At 38.3% G+C, this 21,699-nt stretch carries 17 protein-coding genes; 5 read left to right on the forward strand and 12 right to left on the reverse strand.

The features are described from left to right. Window positions 1-7 precede the first annotated feature (7 nt). The 3 genes from IPM92_03890 (at window position 8) to IPM92_03900 (ending at window position 3,242) form a co-directional block, all read left to right on the forward strand. Window positions 8-1,633, forward strand: a complete 1,626-nt coding sequence (locus IPM92_03890; protein MBK9107529.1) for a DNA polymerase/3'-5' exonuclease PolX — start codon at window positions 8-10, stop codon at window positions 1,631-1,633. A 103-nt stretch (window positions 1,634-1,736) separates the two neighbouring features. Next, entirely contained in the window at window positions 1,737-2,291 is a 555-nt protein-coding gene (locus IPM92_03895; GenBank protein MBK9107530.1) for a DUF1573 domain-containing protein, read from the forward strand. A 78-nt stretch (window positions 2,292-2,369) separates the two neighbouring features. After that, window positions 2,370-3,242 carry a UbiA family prenyltransferase gene (locus IPM92_03900; protein MBK9107531.1) on the forward strand — a complete coding sequence of 291 codons (873 nt, stop codon included), beginning with the start codon at window positions 2,370-2,372 and terminating at the stop codon, window positions 3,240-3,242. Here the strand turns inward: IPM92_03900 and rdgB are convergent. After that, the gene (gene rdgB, locus IPM92_03905; protein ID MBK9107532.1) at window positions 3,233-3,811 is read right to left on the reverse strand and encodes an RdgB/HAM1 family non-canonical purine NTP pyrophosphatase; all 579 of its coding nucleotides are present in this window, start codon (window positions 3,809-3,811) and stop codon (window positions 3,233-3,235) included. The genes IPM92_03900 and rdgB overlap by 10 nt on opposite strands. A gap of 79 nt (window positions 3,812-3,890) precedes the next feature. Beyond that, the gene (locus IPM92_03910; GenBank protein ID MBK9107533.1) at window positions 3,891-4,319 is read right to left on the reverse strand and encodes a hypothetical protein; all 429 of its coding nucleotides are present in this window, start codon (window positions 4,317-4,319) and stop codon (window positions 3,891-3,893) included. Window positions 4,320-4,410: 91 nt separating this feature from the next. On the opposite strand from IPM92_03910, the gene IPM92_03915 reads away from it, so the two are divergent. Next, window positions 4,411-5,490 carry a branched-chain amino acid aminotransferase gene (locus IPM92_03915; protein MBK9107534.1) on the forward strand — a complete coding sequence of 360 codons (1,080 nt, stop codon included), beginning with the start codon at window positions 4,411-4,413 and terminating at the stop codon, window positions 5,488-5,490. A 383-nt stretch (window positions 5,491-5,873) separates the two neighbouring features. On the opposite strand, the gene IPM92_03920 is transcribed toward IPM92_03915, so the two are convergent. From IPM92_03920 to IPM92_03930, 3 genes are read right to left on the reverse strand one after another with little or no spacing between them, the layout of a single operon-like run. After that, window positions 5,874-6,626 carry a discoidin domain-containing protein gene (locus IPM92_03920; protein ID MBK9107535.1) on the reverse strand — a complete coding sequence of 251 codons (753 nt, stop codon included), beginning with the start codon at window positions 6,624-6,626 and terminating at the stop codon, window positions 5,874-5,876. Window positions 6,627-6,630: 4 nt separating this feature from the next. Next, the gene (locus IPM92_03925; GenBank protein MBK9107536.1) at window positions 6,631-8,034 is read right to left on the reverse strand and encodes a DUF1501 domain-containing protein; all 1,404 of its coding nucleotides are present in this window, start codon (window positions 8,032-8,034) and stop codon (window positions 6,631-6,633) included. Window positions 8,035-8,043: 9 nt separating this feature from the next. Beyond that, window positions 8,044-9,840 (reverse strand): DUF1800 domain-containing protein, encoded by a 1,797-nt coding sequence (locus IPM92_03930; protein ID MBK9107537.1) that lies wholly within the window; start codon window positions 9,838-9,840, stop codon window positions 8,044-8,046. Window positions 9,841-10,124: 284 nt separating this feature from the next. Here IPM92_03930 and IPM92_03935 point away from each other — a divergent pair, with 284 nt between their 5' ends. Next, window positions 10,125-13,637 carry a hypothetical protein gene (locus IPM92_03935; protein MBK9107538.1) on the forward strand — a complete coding sequence of 1,171 codons (3,513 nt, stop codon included), beginning with the start codon at window positions 10,125-10,127 and terminating at the stop codon, window positions 13,635-13,637. A gap of 497 nt (window positions 13,638-14,134) precedes the next feature. On the opposite strand, the gene IPM92_03940 is transcribed toward IPM92_03935, so the two are convergent. From IPM92_03940 to IPM92_03970, 7 genes are all read right to left on the reverse strand, one after another. Then, window positions 14,135-15,253, reverse strand: a complete 1,119-nt coding sequence (locus IPM92_03940) for an ABC transporter permease (GenBank protein MBK9107539.1) — start codon at window positions 15,251-15,253, stop codon at window positions 14,135-14,137. A 2-nt stretch (window positions 15,254-15,255) separates the two neighbouring features. Further along, the gene (locus tag IPM92_03945) at window positions 15,256-16,377 is read right to left on the reverse strand and encodes an ABC transporter permease (protein ID MBK9107540.1); all 1,122 of its coding nucleotides are present in this window, start codon (window positions 16,375-16,377) and stop codon (window positions 15,256-15,258) included. A 10-nt stretch (window positions 16,378-16,387) separates the two neighbouring features. Continuing rightward, on the reverse strand, window positions 16,388-17,116 hold the full coding sequence (locus tag IPM92_03950; protein MBK9107541.1) for an ABC transporter ATP-binding protein: 729 nt from the start codon (window positions 17,114-17,116) through the stop codon (window positions 16,388-16,390). Beyond that, window positions 17,113-18,036, reverse strand: a complete 924-nt coding sequence (locus IPM92_03955) for an ABC transporter ATP-binding protein (protein MBK9107542.1) — start codon at window positions 18,034-18,036, stop codon at window positions 17,113-17,115. Before IPM92_03955 ends, IPM92_03950 begins: the two co-directional genes overlap by 4 nt. Window positions 18,037-18,040: 4 nt before the next feature. Further along, complete coding sequence (locus tag IPM92_03960) at window positions 18,041-19,057, reverse strand: HlyD family efflux transporter periplasmic adaptor subunit (GenBank protein MBK9107543.1); 1,017 nt, start codon at window positions 19,055-19,057, stop codon at window positions 18,041-18,043. Then, window positions 19,047-20,309, reverse strand: coding sequence for a TolC family protein (locus IPM92_03965; GenBank protein MBK9107544.1), 1,263 nt, complete (start codon window positions 20,307-20,309; stop codon window positions 19,047-19,049). Before IPM92_03965 ends, IPM92_03960 begins: the two co-directional genes overlap by 11 nt. 139 nt (window positions 20,310-20,448) lie before the next feature. Then, complete coding sequence (locus IPM92_03970) at window positions 20,449-21,612, reverse strand: saccharopine dehydrogenase NADP-binding domain-containing protein (protein MBK9107545.1); 1,164 nt, start codon at window positions 21,610-21,612, stop codon at window positions 20,449-20,451. Window positions 21,613-21,699: the final 87 nt, after the last annotated feature.

A 21,699-nucleotide genomic window follows, 5' to 3' on the forward strand; every position in this document is an offset into this window, starting at 1 on the left:
TGTAAACATGACCAATAAGGAAATCGCCGGTTTATTTCATGAGCTGGCAACACTCATGGAACTCCATGATGAAAATTCATTTAAAACGAGATCGTATGAAAATGCTTATCTGGCATTGCGCAAACTCGATGTTCCCTTACTTGAAATGGAAAAAAGCGATTGGTCTCAGTTTAAAGGAATTGGATCTGCTATTCAGGATAAGTTGGAAGAAATAAAGACAAAGGCAACTTTTACAACATTGGAAGAGTACCGGTCTAAAACTCCGGAAGGAGTTCGCGCGATGTTGCGCATTAAAGGACTAGGACCTAAAAAAGTAAAAAGTATTTGGAAAGAACTTCAGCTGGAATCAGTTGGAGAATTGGCTTATGCATGCGAAGAAAATCGCCTCATTGAATTGAAGGGATTTGGCAAAAAAATTCAGGAAGATATTCTCAACAATATTGCATTTTTAGATAGTCAGGCCGGTTTTTATTTGTTTCCTAAATTAAATGCTGAAGCTGAACTTTTGATTCAACAAATCAAACAATTAAATGCAGATCTTATAATTGAAAAGTGTGGTGCACTGCGTCGTGCAAATCCCGTGCTTGAAAAAATTGAATTCTTGATAAATGCAGAATCTTTCCATTTGCCCGAACAATTCATAAAATCAGATGAGCGGAATTACCTATGGAAAGAAAATATTCCAGTTCAAATCTATACAAGTTCAGATTCGGATTTTTATTTCAATTTAGCGAAGTACACCAGCGGCAGCGATGCATTTGTTACAAATGTATTATCTGTGCTGCAAAAAATTTCTGCAGCCTCTGAAGAGCAAGTTTTTTCGCATGTTCATTTGAATTATATACCTCCCGAATGCAGAGATCTGGAAGAATTTTCAACATTCAATCCACTTGAATTGGTAGATATGGATGCCATTAAAGGGGTCATTCATACACATAGCTTATATAGTGATGGAATGTATTCTATTGAACAAATGGCCGAAGAGTGTATCCGATTGGGATATCAATATTTGGTGATTTCAGATCATTCGCGGGCTGCTTTTTATGCCAATGGCTTAAGTATCGAACGCGTCGAACAACAATGGCGGGAAATTGATCAGTTGAATGCTCAATGGCAGGATTTTACCATATTCAAATCCATTGAATCTGATATACTCTACGATGGATCATTAGATTATCCAGATGATATTCTGGAGAAATTTGATTTAGTAATTGCCTCAGTGCATAGTCAATTAAAAATGGATCTTACGAAAGCTATGAGCAGACTCATAAAGGCTATTGAAAATCCGTATACGAGAATTCTTGGTCATATGACCGGTAGACTATTATTGTCTCGACCCGGATACCCTGTTGATCATCAAAAAATAATTGATGCATGTGCGGATAATAATGTCATAATTGAACTAAATGCCAACCCAATGAGATTGGATATGGATTGGAAATGGATACCATATGCTATGGAAAAAGGAGTTAAGATTTCAATAAATCCCGATGCACACAACCTAAAAGGAATAAGTGACATAAAATATGGAGTGCTGGCTGCCAGAAAAGCTGGCTTGTTAAAAAATTATTGTTTGAATTATAAGTCAAGTACAGAATTTATTTCTTGGATAAATGAAAAAAGCAACTTTTAATAATCGTTAACATTACGTTTGAAATAGAATAAATGGGTCTGGTTGGTAAAGGAGTAATTTTACATTCTATTTATTTGACACAAATTAAAATCATTTATTCATCATGAAAAAAGTACAATTACTAACTTTTGTTTTATTTGCAGGTTTATTTGCGATCAGTGCGTGCAAATCTGATAAAGCAGAAACTACAGAAACAGCAGCTACAGATGGTGCAGCAGCAGCGGATGCAACTGCAGGTTTAGCAGATCCAGGTGCTTCAGGATCCGTTCCACCAGAAGCAGCTCCAACTGGTCCAACTACTACTATGGAATTTTCTGAGATGGTTCACGATTGGGGTGAACTCAAAGAAGGTGAGCACATGAAATATGCATTCAAATTCAAGAATACAGGTTCAGAGCCATTAATTATTTCTGATGCAAAAGGCAGCTGCGGTTGTACCGTTCCTGATTGGCCTAGAGAGCCAATCGCTCCAGGAGCAAGTGGTGAAATCAAAGTTGAATTTGATTCTAAAGGAAAAGGTAGCGATGATGGTCAGAAGCAAACTAAGAAAGTGACGGTTACTGCTAATACCAATCCTCCTCAGACATATTTGACAATTACAGGAGTTGTTAGAAAAGATCCTAATGCAAAACCTGCAACTTCAAATCCTACACATTAATCAATTTAGTATTGATAAGATAAAAAACCCGCTCTGAACTTCAGTGCGGGTTTTTTTGTTTTAGAATTAAGCGCCATTATGCAGACCATTAAATCGTATCTGTCACTGGTTAAATTCAGTCACACCATATTTGCACTACCTTTTGCAGCCATTGGATTTATTATAGGCATTCATTCTTCGCCGGAATGGGTGGTGAATTATAAATTGTTGATTTGGATTTTTGTATGTATGGTGACTGCCAGGAATGCAGCTATGGCTTTTAACAGATGGGCAGATCGCGATATTGATGCATTGAATCCACGCACTCAAATGCGGGAAATTCCGGCAGGAATTATTTCTGCAAATAAAGCTATCTTTTTTGTTCTTGTGAACTCAATGCTATTCGTTTGGAGTGCTTCCCAAATTAATTTCGTTTGTTTTATTTTATCACCTCTGGCATTGGCTATCGTATTAGGCTATTCTTTTACGAAAAGATATTTTTGGCTTTGCCATTTGTTTTTGGGACTTGGTTTGGCATTAGCACCCTTAGGAGCCTTTTTAGCAGTTCGTGGCAGTCTTGAACTATTACCTTCTATGTATGCTTTAGCCGTAGTAAGTTGGGTTGCAGGTTTTGACATTATCTACGCACTTCAGGATGTCGAGTTTGATGTTTCTCATCATTTAAAATCCATACCTGCAAAATTTGGCATTCGTACTTCACTTTGGATTTCTTCTGCCTTACATTTTATTTGTGGAGTTTGTATTCTGTCGGCAACTTATTTATTGCACAGAGACTACGGTCTTAATGACGGTATCTATTTTGGAAGTGCTGCATTTATCATATTACTTATCTCACAGCACATCATCGTCGGAAAAGGCGATTTATCAAAAATTAATCTTGCATTTTTCTCTACCAATGGCTTGGCGAGTATATGCCTCGCTGTAGGCATTATCATCGATTTTTATTTTTGACTCAGAAATGCTACAAATTTCTGAATGGCCAAGCTGCGATGGCTGATTTTTTGTTTGATTTCTGAACTCAATTCTCCAAAAGTTTCATCGTATCCGTTTGGTATAAAAATGGGATCATAACCAAATCCATTGGATCCTTTCATATGATGCGCAATCCGCCCTTCTATGATGCCTTCAAATAAGAACTGTACTTCAAAAGATGGTATATAAGCAATAACCGTGCGAAATCTTGCAGACCTGTTTTCAATATGCTTTAAATTACTTAATAGTAAATTCATGTTTGCCAGATCGTCTTTTTCTTCACCGGCATATCTGGCAGAGTATACACCAGGAGCCATATTCAATGATTCGACTTCTAATCCGCTATCATCTGCTATACAAGGTTTTTGGAGTTGACTGAAAAGTAATTTTGCTTTAAGAATTGCATTTTCATCCAGACTGTTGCCGGTTTCTTCAATAGGATCAAAAAATCCAAGATCATTCAAATCCAATAATTGATAGTTCAAAGGCAGCACAGCTTGTATTTCTGCTTTTTTATGAAGGTTATGTGTTGCAATACAAAGTTTCATGTTGAAAAGAAATTCAGTGAAAATGATTTGACGAAAATAAATGAGATAAAAATCTTGAAGCACTCATGAATTGATGGCATTATAAAAACATGAGTTTTAAAGCCTGCCAAAGCATTTTTTTATCTATTTCTGAACTGTATTCGCCCAATGTTTTAGCAAATAAAAATTGCAAATGCAGCATTTGTATTTTTTCATGAAGACTTGAGCTTCCCTGATAGTCCAAATTGTTGGTTGGAATTCCAAAAAATATACATTTTAATTCTTCATTCGATGGCATTTCTGAAACATGAATCTTGGATTCAGCAGGAACCGGTATTATCAAAGTATTGATGTTGGGCGCAAGTTTTATAGCGCCCATTATTTTGTGAAGAAATTCCATTTGGGAAGTTTGCTCATATTCCTGTTGATTCACAAAAATATAATTGTGGATACCAGGTTTAAAAAAATCAATGCCTCCTGATTTTATCGGGATCTCGTAATAAAATGGAATATTGTCAATATGATTCACAACAATTTTATTTTCTGCAAGTTAAATATAATAGAAGGCTAAAATTAGGCATAAAGCAGACATTTTATTAACTTTGTACAAAACAGAAACTATGGCTTACGAAATCAGCATTGAAAGAACGAAGAACTCTAGAATTTCAACGGTGGACTTCAACAATATACCATTTGGTAAAGTGTTCGCCGATCATATGTTTATAGCTGATTTCGATGGTCAGCAATGGAAAAATTTTGCAATTAAGCCTTTAGATAAAATTCCGTTTCATCCCGCAACAATGGCTTGGCATTATGGACAAGCTATATTTGAAGGCATGAAAGCTTCCATTTCAGCGGAGGGAATGCCCTTGCTCTTCAGACCAGAAGACCATGCGGCCAGACTTAATCAATCTGCATTGAGAATGTGTATGCCTGAATTTCCGGAAGCTCTATTCGTGGAAGCATTGAGTAAGTTAATTTATATCGATAGGGATTGGATTCCTCGCAATGAGGAAAGTGCATTATATATAAGACCGGTGATGATGGCAACCGATGAATTTGTGGGTGTACGATCATCGGATACTTTCAAATTGATGATCATGAACCTTCCATCAGGGCCTTATTATGCAAAACCGGTGTCTCTTTTGGTGGAAGAAAAATACGTAAGAGCTGTTGATGGGGGCGTAGGCGAGGCCAAAGCTGCCGGAAATTACGGAGCATCACTTTATCCCACCAAATTGGCAAAAGAAAAAGGATATGACCAGGTCATCTGGATGGATGCCCATGAATTTAAATACGTACAGGAAGTTGGTACGATGAATATATTTTTTGTGCTAAAGGACAAAATTCTTACGCCTAATTTGAGTGGTACCATCTTAAAAGGAATAACAAGAGAATCCATCATAACCCTGCTCTCAGAAAGAGGTTATGTTGTTGAAGAAAGACCCGTTACTATGGAAGAAATCGCCAGTGCACACCAGTCTGGAGAATTACTGGAGGCCTTTGGTGCCGGAACAGCAGCCGTAATTGCCAATGTAGATCGCATCGGATACAAGGGAAATGATTTATTGATGGACCCATCCAACTGGACCTTATCGAAATCCTTGAAATCTGAGATCAATGGCATCCGTTCCGGTAGATTGCCCGATACACATGGATGGATTCATCCGGTATTACAGGAAGCAGCAGTAATGGTTTAAATTCAAGGCTCAAAGCCTAAAGCTCAAAGCTTAAAGGAAGTATTGCTGATGCTTGATTTTACTATTACTAACAATCGTTAGTTATTTTCCAATCAAGGAATATAGTTTATGGAGCAATGATTATGGAGTATAGAAGTATGGATTATGGAGCAATGATTATGGAGTATAGTGCAAAGAGAATGGATTATGGTGTCCTGACTTGAAGACATTATTCAATAAAAAAATGATGACAATGTTGGGAGGAGTATGACGCAAAGATTATATGTTTAAAGTTTAGGTATAATACTCAAAAATATTATTTGAACAGATCAAAGCTTTAAGCTTTAAGCTTTAAGCTTTAAGCTCTTAGCATTTAAATTATAACTCTAAACTTCTAATCCCGACTACATTTTTACCAACACATTTCTTTGGATTGTTTTTCCATCATTTGTGATCAGCAAATAACTTCCGGGCATCCATTTGCGCGTTGACAATTTCAAATAGGAGAAACCATTATCAAGGGATATGAATCCTGCTTCTTGAGATTTGCCGAGGAGATCTACAATTTGATAGGAAATCCGGCTTCCTTGTTCTCCGGAAAATGAAATACTGAGAAGATCTGTAAAAGGATTGGGTTTGATATCTACTTTATATTCGGAAGCAAATGTTTCATCTTCTACATCAACCGGCGATTGTACCTTTTCAGCGGAAAATAAAATTTCAGAGAGCCCGGCACAATTTCCCCCATAATTTGATAATGCGGTGATCAACACATACCTGGCTTCGGGAATAATAATATCCATCCAGGGCATGCCTTCATATCGGTTGTTTCCACTGGCTTTATCTATTAGGAATGTTCCTGCATGATTCCAAACGATACTATCCTTTGAATAGTCAATTGCAATGTTCTGCATTCCCCATGCCAAGCGATCAGGATCATTGAGGTTCCATATTTTGAAACGATCGATGCGATATTGTTTATTCAAATCAAACATGATCCAATGACTTTCAGTTTGAGCAGGATTGGGATTTGATTTTACCGAGCAACTGATCCAGGAGTCAACCCAATTGGTACTGTGGCGATCCGGAAAACATTGCGCAAAAATTTGAGTCGTGCAAAAAAGAAATAAGCAAACTTGTATAAATTTCATTTTCATGGTGTTAGTTTTTTAGAAAACCTAAAGGATTTTTACCGGATTGCGGATCGTAGAAATTACCAATATTAGGTAACATGTAATTTACATCACCTGGTGAAACACCCATCCACAATGCAAATTCTGCAAAATACTGATCTACTGAGGTTGTAGGTATAATTACACCGTCATAAACATTTAGCGGAGCATTAGATGCCAATAAGGGATATTGCCCGTACATTTTTTTACCAACAACAGAACCTCCCATGGCCATCACATTGCCGCCCCAAGCGTGATCCGATCCATTGCCATTCGATTTTAGAGATCTGCCGAATTCTGACATGGTGAAGGTGGTCACCTGATTGCTCAGCTGAAGTTCTTCCATAGCCTGATTGAATTCTGACATAGCACTATCTACAATCCCCAACATCTCGCGCTGATTTTGCAATACTTCGTCGTGATGATCCCATCCCGGAAAATCAATGAAAAAGATCTGCCGCTTAAAACCAAGATCTTCGTGAACAGCTATGGTACGCGCAATCATTTGAAATGATTGGCTAATGTAATTATCTGAAAACTGGGTATTCAGCGTCGGACTTTTTTCGATCGCTCCGGAAAATAATCTATGTCCGTCTCTGGAACCGCGAATGACATCCATATAAGTCTTCTGGAATGGATCTATATAGGAATGATCGATGATAGAATCTAGTGCTTTGCCGCGAACAATGTTGAAATAATCGTACATATTCGTGGATCCGTAGCCCTCAATTCCTACACTTCCTTGTCTGGGATCTATGGCAAACTCAATGGTTTCATTTCCGGTTTGAAATAAATTGGTTCCAGCTAATGAAATATTCATAGAGATTTGATCAGATGGGTTTAGATCGCGAATGAGATCAGCCATTCGACCGCCCCAACCCACAGTGGCGCGTTTATCGGCCACCGAAGATTGCCATTGCTGTGCTTGATCTGAATGTGAAAGCAGGCCTAATGGCAATTTTGATGTCCCGTTATAAAATCCACTTTGGTCTGTTGGTTCCAATAAAGTACCAACATTATTAACGAATGTTAGTTTGCCATCGTTAAAGAGCTTTTGGCATCCGGTCATAATGGGATTTAAGCCAAATGTGCGACCTGGAGTTCCGTTGGATTGTATGGGCAAGAGATCATTTTTTGGAATTGCTAAATTGGCCCGGTTTTTTTGATAATCTCCGTATTCTTTAGTGCTCATCGGAACAACCATGTTAAATGCGTCGTTACCTCCAGACAGCATGAGGCATACCAAAGCTTTGTAGCCCGGATCTAAAGCACTATTAGACATTGCAAGGGCATTGATCCCCTTCAATTGCAATAAAGCATTGATGATGCTGGTAGATCCCAATGCAGCACAACTGGCTTGGCCAATAAAATTTCTTCTGGAATATTTTTTCATGAGGGGATTTTATTTAAAAATGGCATAATCGGGTGAAATCATCATAAGGTACATCGCCATCCGCACGCGTTCTTCTCTATAGTTGCCCGTTTTAAATGGTTCAATTGCACTTTTAATAATCTGTCGGGTACGATCACTTAACTGACCATGCGTAAGTACAATGTCGAGTTTATTTAATAATACTTCAGGATCCTGAGCCAGGTCTTCCAATTCGCGCGTGTTTATCGTAGCATAAGGGTCGTCGGTTTCCCAACTATTCATGACGTAATCGTAGATCGCCCAATTATTGACCTGGTTGATATAACCAATACTGGTTCGAGAATTGTGAATTTGAAATTCAGGTCCCATCAAATTTAAATTATCGAGTGCCCCTTTAGGAGTATATGATGGAGAAAAGAAATTGAATACCGTTGGCGGACTCAATGGCAATTGTCCTGTTCCTTGCCAATAATAATAACCTGTATTCCAGAACCGTCCATAATATTGTTCTATGTCCATGGCTTTGGTAAAGTGCGTATATCGCAAAATGGGTTCTCTTAACTGTCCATTGGAAGGCATCATCATTTCGTTGCAATCTCTGGCCTCAGGATCTAATAAAATGGCTTTAATAACTGCTCCGAGATTTCCGCGAATACCTTGTCCGTCATCATTAAAAATTCCGGCAATGCGCTCTACATAGGAAGGCGAAGGATTTGATTTGATCAATCGCTGTATTAATTGTTTGCAGATGAAAGGTCCCACATTCGGATGATGAAACAGCGCATCGATGGCTGCATCGATATCCTCCATTCCACTTTGTCCTTCGGGAATTATTACACCATCCAGAAGATATTTCGGACCGAATTCATGCATTCTGGGATACATGCGCATAGGTACCGTCATATCCGCCAAATAGATGCCCATTCCAAAAATGGCAGTATCGAGATACATGTTTGGAACCACTTTAGCGATTCCTAATCCCGTAAATACTTTAGCCAGTTCCTGAATTTCTTTTTGGGTATAAGTTGGAATGGCATGGCCCGCAGAATCCAATACAGGACTGCCATCTGGATTTAGTTTGACCAGACCGATGCTGAACAATTGCATGATCTCCCGTGCATAATTTTCATCAGGACGAACTCCCTGAGCCGTATCCGTTTTGGGATTGTTTAAATGACTCAGATAAAAGCCCATGGTTGGATGCAAACTAACATCTGTTAGTAAATTCCTGTAATTGCCGAAAGCATGTTTTTTGAGGATGTCATAATAAGAAGCCAGACCTTCTCCGAATCCCTGAAGATCAGATTCAATAGAGATGACAAAAATTTCGCTCAATGCAAGAGCTACGCGTTGTCTGAGACGATCTTTTTGCAGCATATGCTGATTCCACCATGCGTATTGAAATTGCAGCCAATTAGCATAAGAAGGAGCATCGGCTGAATCACCGCCGGTCACATAATGCCAATCAATCACTTCTTTCATGATTTCGCGTGTATCGTTCAATAAAGATCTGTACGGACTCGATTGTTGTTGATCGATCCATGTTTCAAAATCGGACGATGCCAATTGCCTGATATCTTCAAAAGACGATCCCAAACTCGCCTGATACAAAAAGCGGCTGGTTTCATAATAGGGTCCCACAAGCCCATCGCCATTAAATGCCGATTTGGCCTTGCAACTGTCTTTTCGGTTAAAAGGTTGCCAGTTTTCGCTGGAATAGATCTTTATCTGCTCGTTGGTTTGCCCGCCAAGTATTAATTTTTGAGCATTTAATGGAGAGAGAAAGCCAAGAAGAACGAGGACATAAATGTGTCTGCGGATGTACATATCCAAATGTTAATTTTAAAAATAGCTTTAAAATTAAAAGGAATATCCAGCTACTGCAAGTTATTCGCCAGCTTTCTGTTAAAAATCAGGGTTTACCCTGATAGATTATGCTTACTTATCAGGGTAAACCCTGAGTTCTTCTCTGGTAAGTGAAAATGAGGCTTTAGTTTGTAGGTTTCCCCGATTCCTTGGAAAAAAGTTAAACTTTTAATTTTAAAGTAATTTTATTTTATATTTGTTAATCCTAAATCTAAATTGAGCACTCACATTCTAAATTCATTATTATGAGAATCCTTTATCTAATTTTATTCGCATTCACCTGCTTTTTTTTACATGCACAGAATTATGAAAAATTAAATGGACCTTATGGGGGAGGGTCGAAAGTGTATGAGGGGAAGAATGGGGTCTTGTTTCAATTTTTGGAAGGAAATAAATTATTTTACCGTTCTACAGATAACGGTACGACCTGGAGATTTTTTAGTTTTCCAACAAATGCAACATATTATCAAGTAGAAATCGGAGGCGACGGCCAATTGTATTATCTGGTATTCAGTGATCTTTACAAATCTACTAACGATGGGCTTTCATGGTCTAAATTAAATTTACCTGCAAATACATTGGGTGAAAAAATAACCGCACTCCAGGACGGAACTTTGATTTTATATGGTGACAATCAAATTTTTACTTCTGCAAATAATGGGCTGACCTGGATACAAACCGGATTTATCGGACAAGTCAAAAGATTTTTTCCATCTCAAATCCAGGATTGGGTGTTTGCAATCAGTAGCCAGAAATTATGGCTATCCAAAGATAAAGGATCCAATTGGAATGAATTTTATGTGGATGATTTCGGCAACGAACAGTTTTGTTTTGCTGAAGCTGCGAATTCGAATATACTTCTTGCGGGAAATGAGTTTATTTGGCGATGGGATACCAGCGCTAATCTCATGATTAAAACGAATATTCTAAGAACCACCAACAGCAGTGTACACATGGCACTCGGTAACTCAGGTCGGTTGTTTGCATATGAGGATTACCGCACTTATTATTCGGATGATCTTGGCGTACAATGGAAGTCTTTTCCTATAAATCCAGCTTATCCATCTGTTTTTCATTCCTTGGCAGCAACTTCTGGGAATGTTGTATTTGGCGTAAGACAATATGGTAGTCTTTATAAATCAACCGACAATGGATTAAGTTGGAATTTTTCTGCCTACGGTATGCAGGAAGCGAACATCTTTGAATTGGATTTTATAGCAGCAAGACAATTTACCGCCTTGACAAATGATGGAATATTTTATACTGAGGATGATGGTAAAAACTGGGATTTAATTGCTCGCAGTAAAAGCACTTTAGGAGACTTCAACAGAAATAATATTTCTCTTGTGGGTAGCGAAATATTTTACATGGATGGAGCAGAATTATATTATTTGTCCAATCCAAAATCTATTCCGCAGAAACGTACACATGCTTTATTTAATCAAGGCAAGCGATTTAATATTCACAGCAACAGATCTACATCAAGTATATTTGTGTATGATCTTTCGGAAATACACAGATCCGATGATAAAGGTCAGAGTTGGACGAATCTGCAGTTGCCGGGAGTGATTCAAATGTATGATTTTCCAAATGGCCATCTCATAGCTGCTACAGCAAAGGCAGTCTTCCGCTCTGAAGATAATGGTTTAAGCTGGACTCAAGTTTTTGATTTTCCAACAAACGTGATCTCACTTTTTAGTATCGCCGGAAACGCATTTAATACGGCATATATTTTAAGCTATAATTCCACTGGTAACCAAATGTATTACTCCGATGATAATGGCCAAAGCTGGAGCTTGAGCACAATGATCAACCAATCAAATGGTTTATTTGGATTCCTTTCGCGTTTTGCATCGACAAATACCGGACGCGTATTTATTCCTTCATCTGTTGCTGGCGACAGAGTATATGCATCTACTCCTGATCGTAGAAATCTACAAGCCTTTGGGGATGTATTGGAGTCGATATCCGGAACTTACATCGGTATGGATCAAAAATTGTACATCACTGCTATTGGATTGTATAGATCTATATTGCCGGTGAGTACTTCAAAAGTTTTGCAAGGAATTTCATTCAGCGATGCGAATAAGAATTGTCAGCAAGATCCAGGAGAAGCGGTGTTACCAAATGCCATGATCAATGCGACGAGCGCAAATGAACAAATTGTAGTGTTTTCGGATGCGAACGGGAAATTTTATGTACCACTAAATTCAGGCGATTATACATTGGAAGTGAACTCAAAGAATAATTATTGGAAATCCTGCAAAACAACAATTCAATCGGCCCAGTATAATTTTGCTAACACGCTTTATTTAGGAGTCAGTGAGGAAACGATTTGTCCTTACCTGGAGGTTGATGCGCAAACTTCGCTCTTTCGCAGATGTTTTGAATCTGATATCATCGTGCGTTACACAAACTCAGGTACGGCCACGGCCACCAATGCATATGTAGATGTTGTGTTGGATGACTCTTTGGATTATGTGAGCAGCAGCATCGCATTAAGCAGTCAGAATGGTCGCGTATTCAGATTCGAATTAGGTGATCTGTCTAAATTGAGTGTTGGAGAATTCTCCATCAGGGTTCAAGTAAACTGTAATTCCAAACTGGGCGATGTTCATTGTGTTGAAGCACATATTTTCCCGGATAGCTTGTGTATTCCCTCCTCATTTGCTCAAATCAGAACCGATGCTGAATGCCTTGGCGATTCAATAAAGTTGATCATTCGCAATGAAGGCAATGCAGATATGACTCTTGCTAAAAGTTGGTTTGTTGCAGATATGTCAAACAGTTCCAGTTCGATTGATATCTTCGATTCGGGAACATTTTTATTGGGAGCAGGGCAAGAATTCACAAAAACTATATTATCCAGAGCACGCGTTCTCTTGAGTGCTGAACAGGACGAGCTTTATCCAAATAACCAACATTCTACAACAGAAATTATTTCCTGTTTATCTAATCCCGGGCCGGGCCTCCCGCCATTGCGCATTACCAATCTCGATGAGGACGAATCCTTCATTTCAAAATTTTGTATCCAGAACAGGGGTAGTTACGACCCTAATGACATCACAGGATTTCCCCAAGGGCTTACTGATAAAAAATTCATTGACACTGATCAGGAGTTGGAGTATATCATTCGTTTTCAAAATACCGGAACAGATACTGCATTCTCGGTAAGAATTGAAAACCAAATCAGAAAAGACCTATTGGATCTATCAAGTTTTATAGCCGGTGCATCCTCACATCCTTATAATTATCTGGTGACCCCTGAAGGAAAACTTATCTTTTCATTTAGCAATATTCAATTGCCGGATTCAAATATTAACGAAAAAGCGTCCCATGGTTTTTTACAATATCGCATAAAACCTGTTCAGAAATTATGGAAGGGAACAAAAGTTTACAACGATGCGGAAATATTTTTTGATTTCAACGCTGGCGTTAAAACCAATCTTGAATATCATACTTTGGGATTGCCTATTCCGGTGAATACAAAGAATGTTCTAAATCAGAGTTTCCAGGAATTCAACTTAAGTCCAAATCCTGCTATTACTGAAACGAGGATTCTATGGACTAAAGAAGTGCCATCTCCTTTCTACTATTTGCATATTTATAATGATCATGGGCAAAAAGTGTATGAAAGAAAAATTTACGATATTTCAAGAAACATCCCAATTAAAGATTTACAACAGGGAATTTATCATCTCATAGTTCAAAGCAATACCGGTGAAATTCTGGGAAGTGGAAAGTTGATTAAAAAATAATCCCGGATCGGGAAGGGTTAAAACCCATCCCTATTGATGGAATGTGTAAAATTAAATGATCCCTCTTTGTTCCCGACATTTTTAAACATCCTGAAATTTTCGTTTTCGAATACGGCTGAAGCCGTCTTGCGGTTTTAATTTATTTGATGTCGATAATGAATCAACATTTTTCTCAAATCCCATCAATAGCTTCAAGCTTCAGCTGGGGGAACCTGATCATAAATTTGAATATTATTTTTATAATTCGTTTGTGATTTCGAATCGGGCAGGGATTCCGGATCGGGAAGGGTTAAAACCCATCCCTATTGATGGACTGTGTAAAATTAAATGATCCATCTTTGTTCCCGACATTTTAAAACATCCTGAAATTTTCGTTTTCGAATACGGCTGAAGCCGTCTTGCGGTTTTAATTTATTTGATGTCGAAATTGAATCATCATTTTCCCAAAATCCCATTAATAGCCTCCAGCTTCAGCTGGACAGGAAAGGAAGAATCAATTAGCTTTCTTTGCGGTAACTGAAAATGGCCCATGTGATCAATACGATGGCCATGCCGAAAACGGATAAAATATGCGGCATAATATCCATCAGGCCACTCCCTTTCATGATGATCATGCGGATGACTTTTACAAAATAGGCTGTAGGATTTATATAGGTCGTGTATTGTGCCCAAGTGGGCATACTCTCTACAGGTGTATAAAGTCCGCTGAGTAATATAAAAATCATCATGATGAAAAAAGAGATCAGCATCGTTTGTTGTTGGGTCTCTGTATAAATGGAAATCAATAAGCCCAATCCTAAGACGGCTAATAAATAAACGGAGGCAAACAGATAAATCAATGCGAACTGTCCCGATGGAATAATATTATAAACGAGATAGGCCACGAAAAGGCCTAAGGTCAATACTACCAGGCTGAGTATCCAAAATGGAATTAATTTGCCGAGCAGAAATTGGTATTTATGTATGGGTGAAACATTGATTTGCTCGATGGTTCCGATTTCTTTTTCTTTGACGAGGTTGAGTGCAGATAAAGTAAATCCAACCATGGTGAGCAATATAACCAGGATCCCCGGAACCATGAATTGCTGATAGTTCATACTCTGATTAAATAAATAAGTATGTTCTATTTTTAACAAAGGCATAGGATTGAATCTTGGAAACTGCAACCATTCAAGACGTATTTCCCGATTAAAATCATTGAGCACTTGAAGTAAATATTGGCTGCCAATACTAGCGCGTTGGCCATTCACAGCATTTACGCTGGCTGATAATATGGGTTCATTATTTAAAACAACTTCTTTTTCAAAGGATTCTGGAATGGTCAAAGCAATATCAATCAGATCGCATTTCATGAAGGACATAGCTTGATCATAGTCACTTGCAAAATGTTTAACAATGAAATGATGGTTTGCTTCAATTTTGTGAATCAACTTTGCTGAATAAACAGAATGGTCGTGGTCAATAATGCATAATCTAATATTTTCGACTTCGTAGTCTGCAGCCAGCGGTAAGAGAATCAACTGAACGACAGGCATCACCAATAGCATCCTTATATTGGCTTTGTCTCGAAAGAATTGTGCAAACTCTTTTTGAATGATACTCCAGATAATTTGCATCGTCAGAGTTTTAATCGTTTATCAAATTTTCGAATACTGACGGTTAGCATGATCAATGTCATTGCTAAAAGGATGAGGGCCTCCTTCCAAATATCTGCAAATCCAAGTCCTTTAATCATTACAGATTTTACCATATAGAAATACCATTTGGACGGAATCAAATTGGATAAGAATTGCAAAGGCAGCGGCATATTGTCGATCGGAAACATAAATCCACTAAACATCAGTGTGGGTAAGAATAGGCCAACCAGTGTAGCAAACATTGCTGTGGTCTGAGTTTGAGCTATCGAAGAAACAAACATCCCCAGTGAAAGTGCAGTGATAATGAATAATGTACTGACCGCCAACAATAAAAATAAATTGCCTTTGATCGGGACATTCAATACAAAATAACTCAACAATAGAATCGTGCAAATATTAATAAAAGAAAGAAATAAATATGGTATCGTCTTAGAAACGATCACCAGCACAGGCCTTACCGGAGAAACTAATAATACTTCCATGTTTCCCATTTCTTTTTCTCTGACGATGGCAACAGATGTCATTAATGAACAAATGAGCAGAAGTATCATGGCCATAACGCCCGGCACAAAATTGAATGCTGCTTTTAATTGTGGGTTGTAGATCATTCTAACTTCTGTCTGAAAGGAGTATGGAATTTTATCCGGTTGTAAAAGTTCTTTTTGGTAACTATTGAGGATCGCACTCAGATAAGCCACTAAGGTTGAACCTACATTGGGATCAGAAGCATCTGCAAGTAATTGGATGTTGCCCTCATGCAAGGCAGTTAGATTTTTTTCAAAGGACCTTGGAAAGATGACCACCATTCTGACATCTCCTTTCTTAAATATAGCTTCGACCTCATCCCGACTATGGATATTAGCCACCACATCAAAATATTTACTTGCATCAATACGCTGCGTCAGCGCAATGCTTGAGGCATCTCTTGATTCATCCAGAATGGCAATTTTAGAATTCTTTACTTCATTGGAGAGCGCAAATCCAAAAATGAGCATTTGAGCAATGGGTAGTCCGAACAAAATGATTAAAGTTTTCCGGTCCCGGAAAATATGTCTCCATTCTTTAGTGACAAATGCGCTGAAAGTTTTAAGGGTCGTTCTCATGCTGGCATCATTATTTTGTTTGAACCAATTTGAGAAAAACACTTTCCATATTAGGGCTGGCATATTCTTGTTTCAAGGCCTCAGGACTTCCGAGTGCAACAATTTTTCCGTCAACCATGATCGATACCCTTGAGCAATATTCAGCTTCATCGAGATAATGCGTCGTTACAAACAAAGTATGTCCCTGTGCAGCATAGGCCAGGATGAGTTCCCAAAATTCTCGCCGGGTAATCGGATCTACACCGCCTGTAGGTTCATCTAAAAATACCAATTTGGGTTGATGAAAAATAGAAACAGAAAAAGCCAATTTCTGTTTCCAACCAAGGGGCAAAGATTTGACTAGCTGGTTTTTATAATTTTCCAGGTTTAGAAAATTTAATACATCAGCTGATCTTTTTTGGATTTCACTTTTAGACATGCTATAAATTCCACCATAAAACCGCATATTCTCCAGGATCGTGAGATCTTCGTACAAAGAAAACCGCTGACTCATGTAACCAATAGATCTTTTGATCGATTCACTTTCTTTGTATACATTAAAATTTAAAACACTTGCAGAACCACTTGTAGGTTGGATCAATCCAGCCAACATTTTAATTGCAGTTGTTTTGCCGGCACCGTTAGCTCCAAGAAATCCAAATATTTCACCTTTGTGAACACTAAAGCTGATTTGATCAACGGCTGTAAAGTTTCCAAATGTTTTTGTAAGTGCCTCGGTATGTATAATGCTGGAGTTCATTTTGTCGTTTGCATATAATACATGAAGCAATCTTCTATATTGGGAGAAATGGGTTTTATCTGAATGTTTTGATGTCCCATTTGTTCAAGTATTTTCATGGTATCAGGAATGGAAGCTTGATCCTCAAAAACGACATGATATGAATTGCCAAAAGCGAAACAACTGAAGATGCCCTGCAATGATTTCAGATCGACGAGTAATTGATACATCCGATCAGATTTTAATTCGTAAAGAGATTTTGGATAGGATTGTATAATGCCTGCAGGTGATTGGATTTGCAATATTTTTCCATTTTGAATCAAGGCTACGCGATCACATAAAGAAGCTTCATCCATATAAGGCGTAGATACAAAAATAGTCATGCCATGTAGTTGAAGTGCCTTGAGCATTTCCCAGAATTCTTTTCGCGAAACAGCATCCACTCCGGTTGTTGGTTCATCCAGAAATAATACGCTGGGTTTGTGGATCAATGCACAACTCAATGCAAGTTTTTGCTTCATTCCACCTGAAAGTTGTCCTGCTTTTCTTGTTTGGAAGGGCTCGAGGTACTTATAAACTTCTTTAATTAGCGTGTAATTGGATTGAATATCTGTATTAAAAACAGAAGCAAAAAACTGAAGATTTTCAGCCACCGTAAGATCCTGGTATAATGAGAAACGGCCGGGCATATATCCAACAATTTTTCTGATTTTATCTAAATCTTTGATGACATCCAGGTTTTCTACAGACGCGTTGCCCTCATCTGCCAGGATCAAAGTGACGAGGATGCGAATCAAACTCGTTTTGCCTGCGCCATCCGGACCAATCAAACCGAAGAGCTCTCCTTTATCGACGTTTAGCTGAATATTTTCTAATGCTGTAAGCTTCTGCTTTTTTTGCAGATAAGTTTTTGAAATTCCATTTACGGAAATACTATGCATGAGCTTAGTTGAATTTTACCTCACCGTACATTCCTAATTTGAGGTAACCATCATTTTCAATTTTAATTTTGGTTGCATATACCAAATGTGCCCGCTCATCTGCCGTCTGGATGGTTTTAGGAGTAAACTCAGATTTATCGGAGATCCAAATTATTTTACCCGTATATTCTCTTTGACTTTCTCCATATCGAACAGTTATTTTAACGTCCTGGCGGAGCTGTACCTTGAGCAACTGGCTTCCATCAATATAAGATCGCAGATAGACCGTATTCAAGTCTGCTATTTTGTAAAGCGGCTTACCTGTATTTACCCATTCTCCTGCATGTACATAATTGCTCAGTACGGTACCGGTGGTGGGATTTTGGATGTTGGCTTTTTGTAAAAGATCATCTGCTGCTTCTTTTCGCTTTTTGAATACTTCCTGTTCACTTAAAATTCCTCTGTTTTGATTTTTAACCAATTCTCTTTGAGATTGAATTTGCCTTTCCGTGAGTGCAATTTGGCTTTGGGCTATGTCGAACTGTTTTTTTGAAAGAATTACTTCATGATTGACATCATCCAACTGCTTACTGGTAGCTGCATTCGTTGCATGTAGTTTTTGAACTCTGGTTTGCTCATATAATGCGATATTCCATTTTCGTTTTGCCAATTCCAGCTGCTGTCTTTGAACCTCTGCCTGTGCTTCGAGAATTTTGATTTGAGGTTCTGGCGATGCGGTTTTACTTAATACTGCATTAATGGATTCAACAAATTGTTCACTTTGCAATTTATACTGAGAAGGATCAATTTTTCCGATTATTGAATCTTTACTGATTTGTGCACCTTCTTCAATGGAATATTCGAGGAGTTTGCCGTTTACTTCTGCAGATACTACAATTTCATCAGCTTCAATGATCCCCGTAGCATCATAATCATGATGATTGGATTGGCATCCGAAAAGTACGAATGCGTATACTACTGCTGAAATGTAAAATCTAGAGACCATTTTATTCATATCGAATGTAGATATATTATTGTCCATAATAATAGTTCAGCGTAAAATGAGCTTGTATGTTTTGAATTTTATGAAGAATGGCATTTACTTTTGCTTTTTCTTCTGCATTTAATTCTCGGATATAATCCGCACTTGTAATGGTGCCTTCGTCTAATTGCGATCGCGTTATTTCTTTAATATTTGTTCTGTATTTTAAAATCAATGCATCTGATTCCATTAATTTTTGCAGGCGTTCAATTTCTAACAGTTGTTCGTTGATCACTTGTTGATTGTTAATATGGAACAAATCTTTTTGCAGAGCTGCCATACTTTTTCCCAATCGAAACAATTCTTTGTCATTGCGAAAAGAATACATCGGAGATAGATTCCAACTCAAACGGAGACCTGCGATGTAATAGGAATCAAAACCTTTTTTTAAAAAATTAAGTGCCGGATTGGAATAACCTGCTTGTCCAAATAATAAAATTTTAGGAATGCCCTGACTTTGTTTGAGTTTCCATTGTGCTTCTGCATGATTAGAATACATGTCACTCCAAAGTAATTCTTTTCTGTTGACTTGATTTTTGAGGATAGGTAATTCCGGAAGCAGGAGTTGGTCTTTGTCACCAATTGTTCTTCCTGTCATCAATGAAAGTGATTGCCTGATATGTTTTAATTTGTATACAATTTCATCTGTTCGTTGTTGGGTAGATAATTTTTCAGCTAGTAGAGATTGCAGTGCAGACTCCAGCAGCACACCGGCATCAACAGCAGCCTGCAATTTTAATATTTGTTCGTCGAGATCAGAAATTAGATATGAATTAATCTTTTGTTGTTCATTTAAGATAAGCGCACTAAAAAACAAAACGAGCACGCGACCCTCAGCTTTATACAGCTCAATATCATTTTTTACATACTCCATCTGCGATTGCCAACGCAAAGCATTTTTTTGCCTGCTTATTGAAAATCCATCAAAAATTAGCTGTTGAAGATCTGCGTAAAATTTGTATTGGTCTTTACTCAATGGATCGGGCAACAGAATATTAGGAATGTCAATTTCTATCGCTGTGACATCCGATTGATAAGTAGCCTGTCCGATTATATTCAACTGAGGAAACCAGGATTTTGAAACAGACGATAACTGCAGTGCTTCTGTTTGTTTTTGCAGCTGAAGTTGGGCGAAAATGGGGTAGTGACTTCTAAACCAGTGTAAGCAAGAATCCAGTGTGATTTCTTGAACTTGAGTTGATGCGGGAAAATATTGAAACGCAATTAGTATCGCAAGAAAATAGGATTTCACAAACTTAGATTTAAAAGACTAAAAGTGATCTCTCAGGCTTGAGATTGGGTTCACTTGCAAATGTAAGCAAATAGGGGGAAATCCGGGCTTCATCCCCGGCCCTTCTCCTCGCTAGTGGAGAAGGGTTGGGGATGAGGTGCTACACTAACTCCTTATAATTCTTCGGATGATAAATAGACTGTATAAAACTACCATGCAAAAAGGCCTTGGTATCTATTTGTGATTGTAAAATTGGACCCTTATATTTATTACTCAGGAGCATACGTGCTGCTTCGAGCATGGGAGCGGCGGTCGCTGTTTGTATAGCTTTGAGTTTGTGACTGCCAACAAAACTGGGTTCAATTTTGAGGCTGCGTTCTTTGATGCGCAATATTCCAGAGCGGTCTTTACCCTTGACAGAAACATATAAGACGATCATATCATCTTCTGAAAAAGGTATTTGATCGGTCATTTTTTTGAGCAGTTGATTTTCTTTGGCGACCCCCTCCTGGATATCATGAAGTTGGTTGCGTACCCAATTGAAATGGCCCGGATAGCGAATGGTTTTATAATCGAGAGATTTTACTTTACCCAAAAAATAATCCGGCAAATCTGCGGCGCCACCACTGGTAAAATCATCTTCAAATTTAATACCATCGATGACGAGCGTGCTGGTTTCAGATAGTGACGGGCAGGTCGTTTTGATTCCATTGCGGATGACGATTGCATCTTTAACATATTCAGTTGCTACTCCGATGGGGCTCCACGTAAAGCCATAATAGTGTGGCCCCGTGGTCATTTTGGGCAAAGCACCTACTTTCATAGCGATATTTTCGACCTCCGAATCGCCATATTCCTGAACGAACTCTTTATATAAGTGGTTCGCCAAAACATCTACATATCCCGGAGCTAGACCAGATTGTAGGATGAAACCGGTATTGGCATCTTTTGCAATTTCAAGGATTTCATTGGTTTCAGACACGTATTCAGTGAGGTTTACGTAATGCAGATCGTATTTTCTGGCCATTCTCGCCATTCTCGGAGCCTCAGAACCCGGAAGACAATCAAGAAGGATGTCTCCGGACCTCAATATATAATCCATATGTTCCGAAATTTCTGCCGGCTCAATTTTGAAATTTTCGATTTGGATGAGACTCGATGCACCCTTTTGAATCCATTCTGATGCTTCTTCGGCGACTGTAGGGTAGAGATCGCCCATGAAAATTTCGCAATCGAAGTCTGGTTGTTCAGCTAAAATGAGTCCCGCGGCTCTTCCAATTCCACCGGCACCGGCTATAATGACCTTATGTTTTACGTATTCCATTCAAAAAAATATTGAAATGCAAAGTTATTGCTTAGAAATTCAAAAGCTCATAACAGGGAATATTTAACATATGAATAAGATTGATAT

Source organism: Saprospiraceae bacterium (genome assembly GCA_016719615.1).
In the GTDB taxonomy this organism is placed as follows: Bacteria; Bacteroidota; Bacteroidia; order Chitinophagales; family Saprospiraceae; genus Vicinibacter.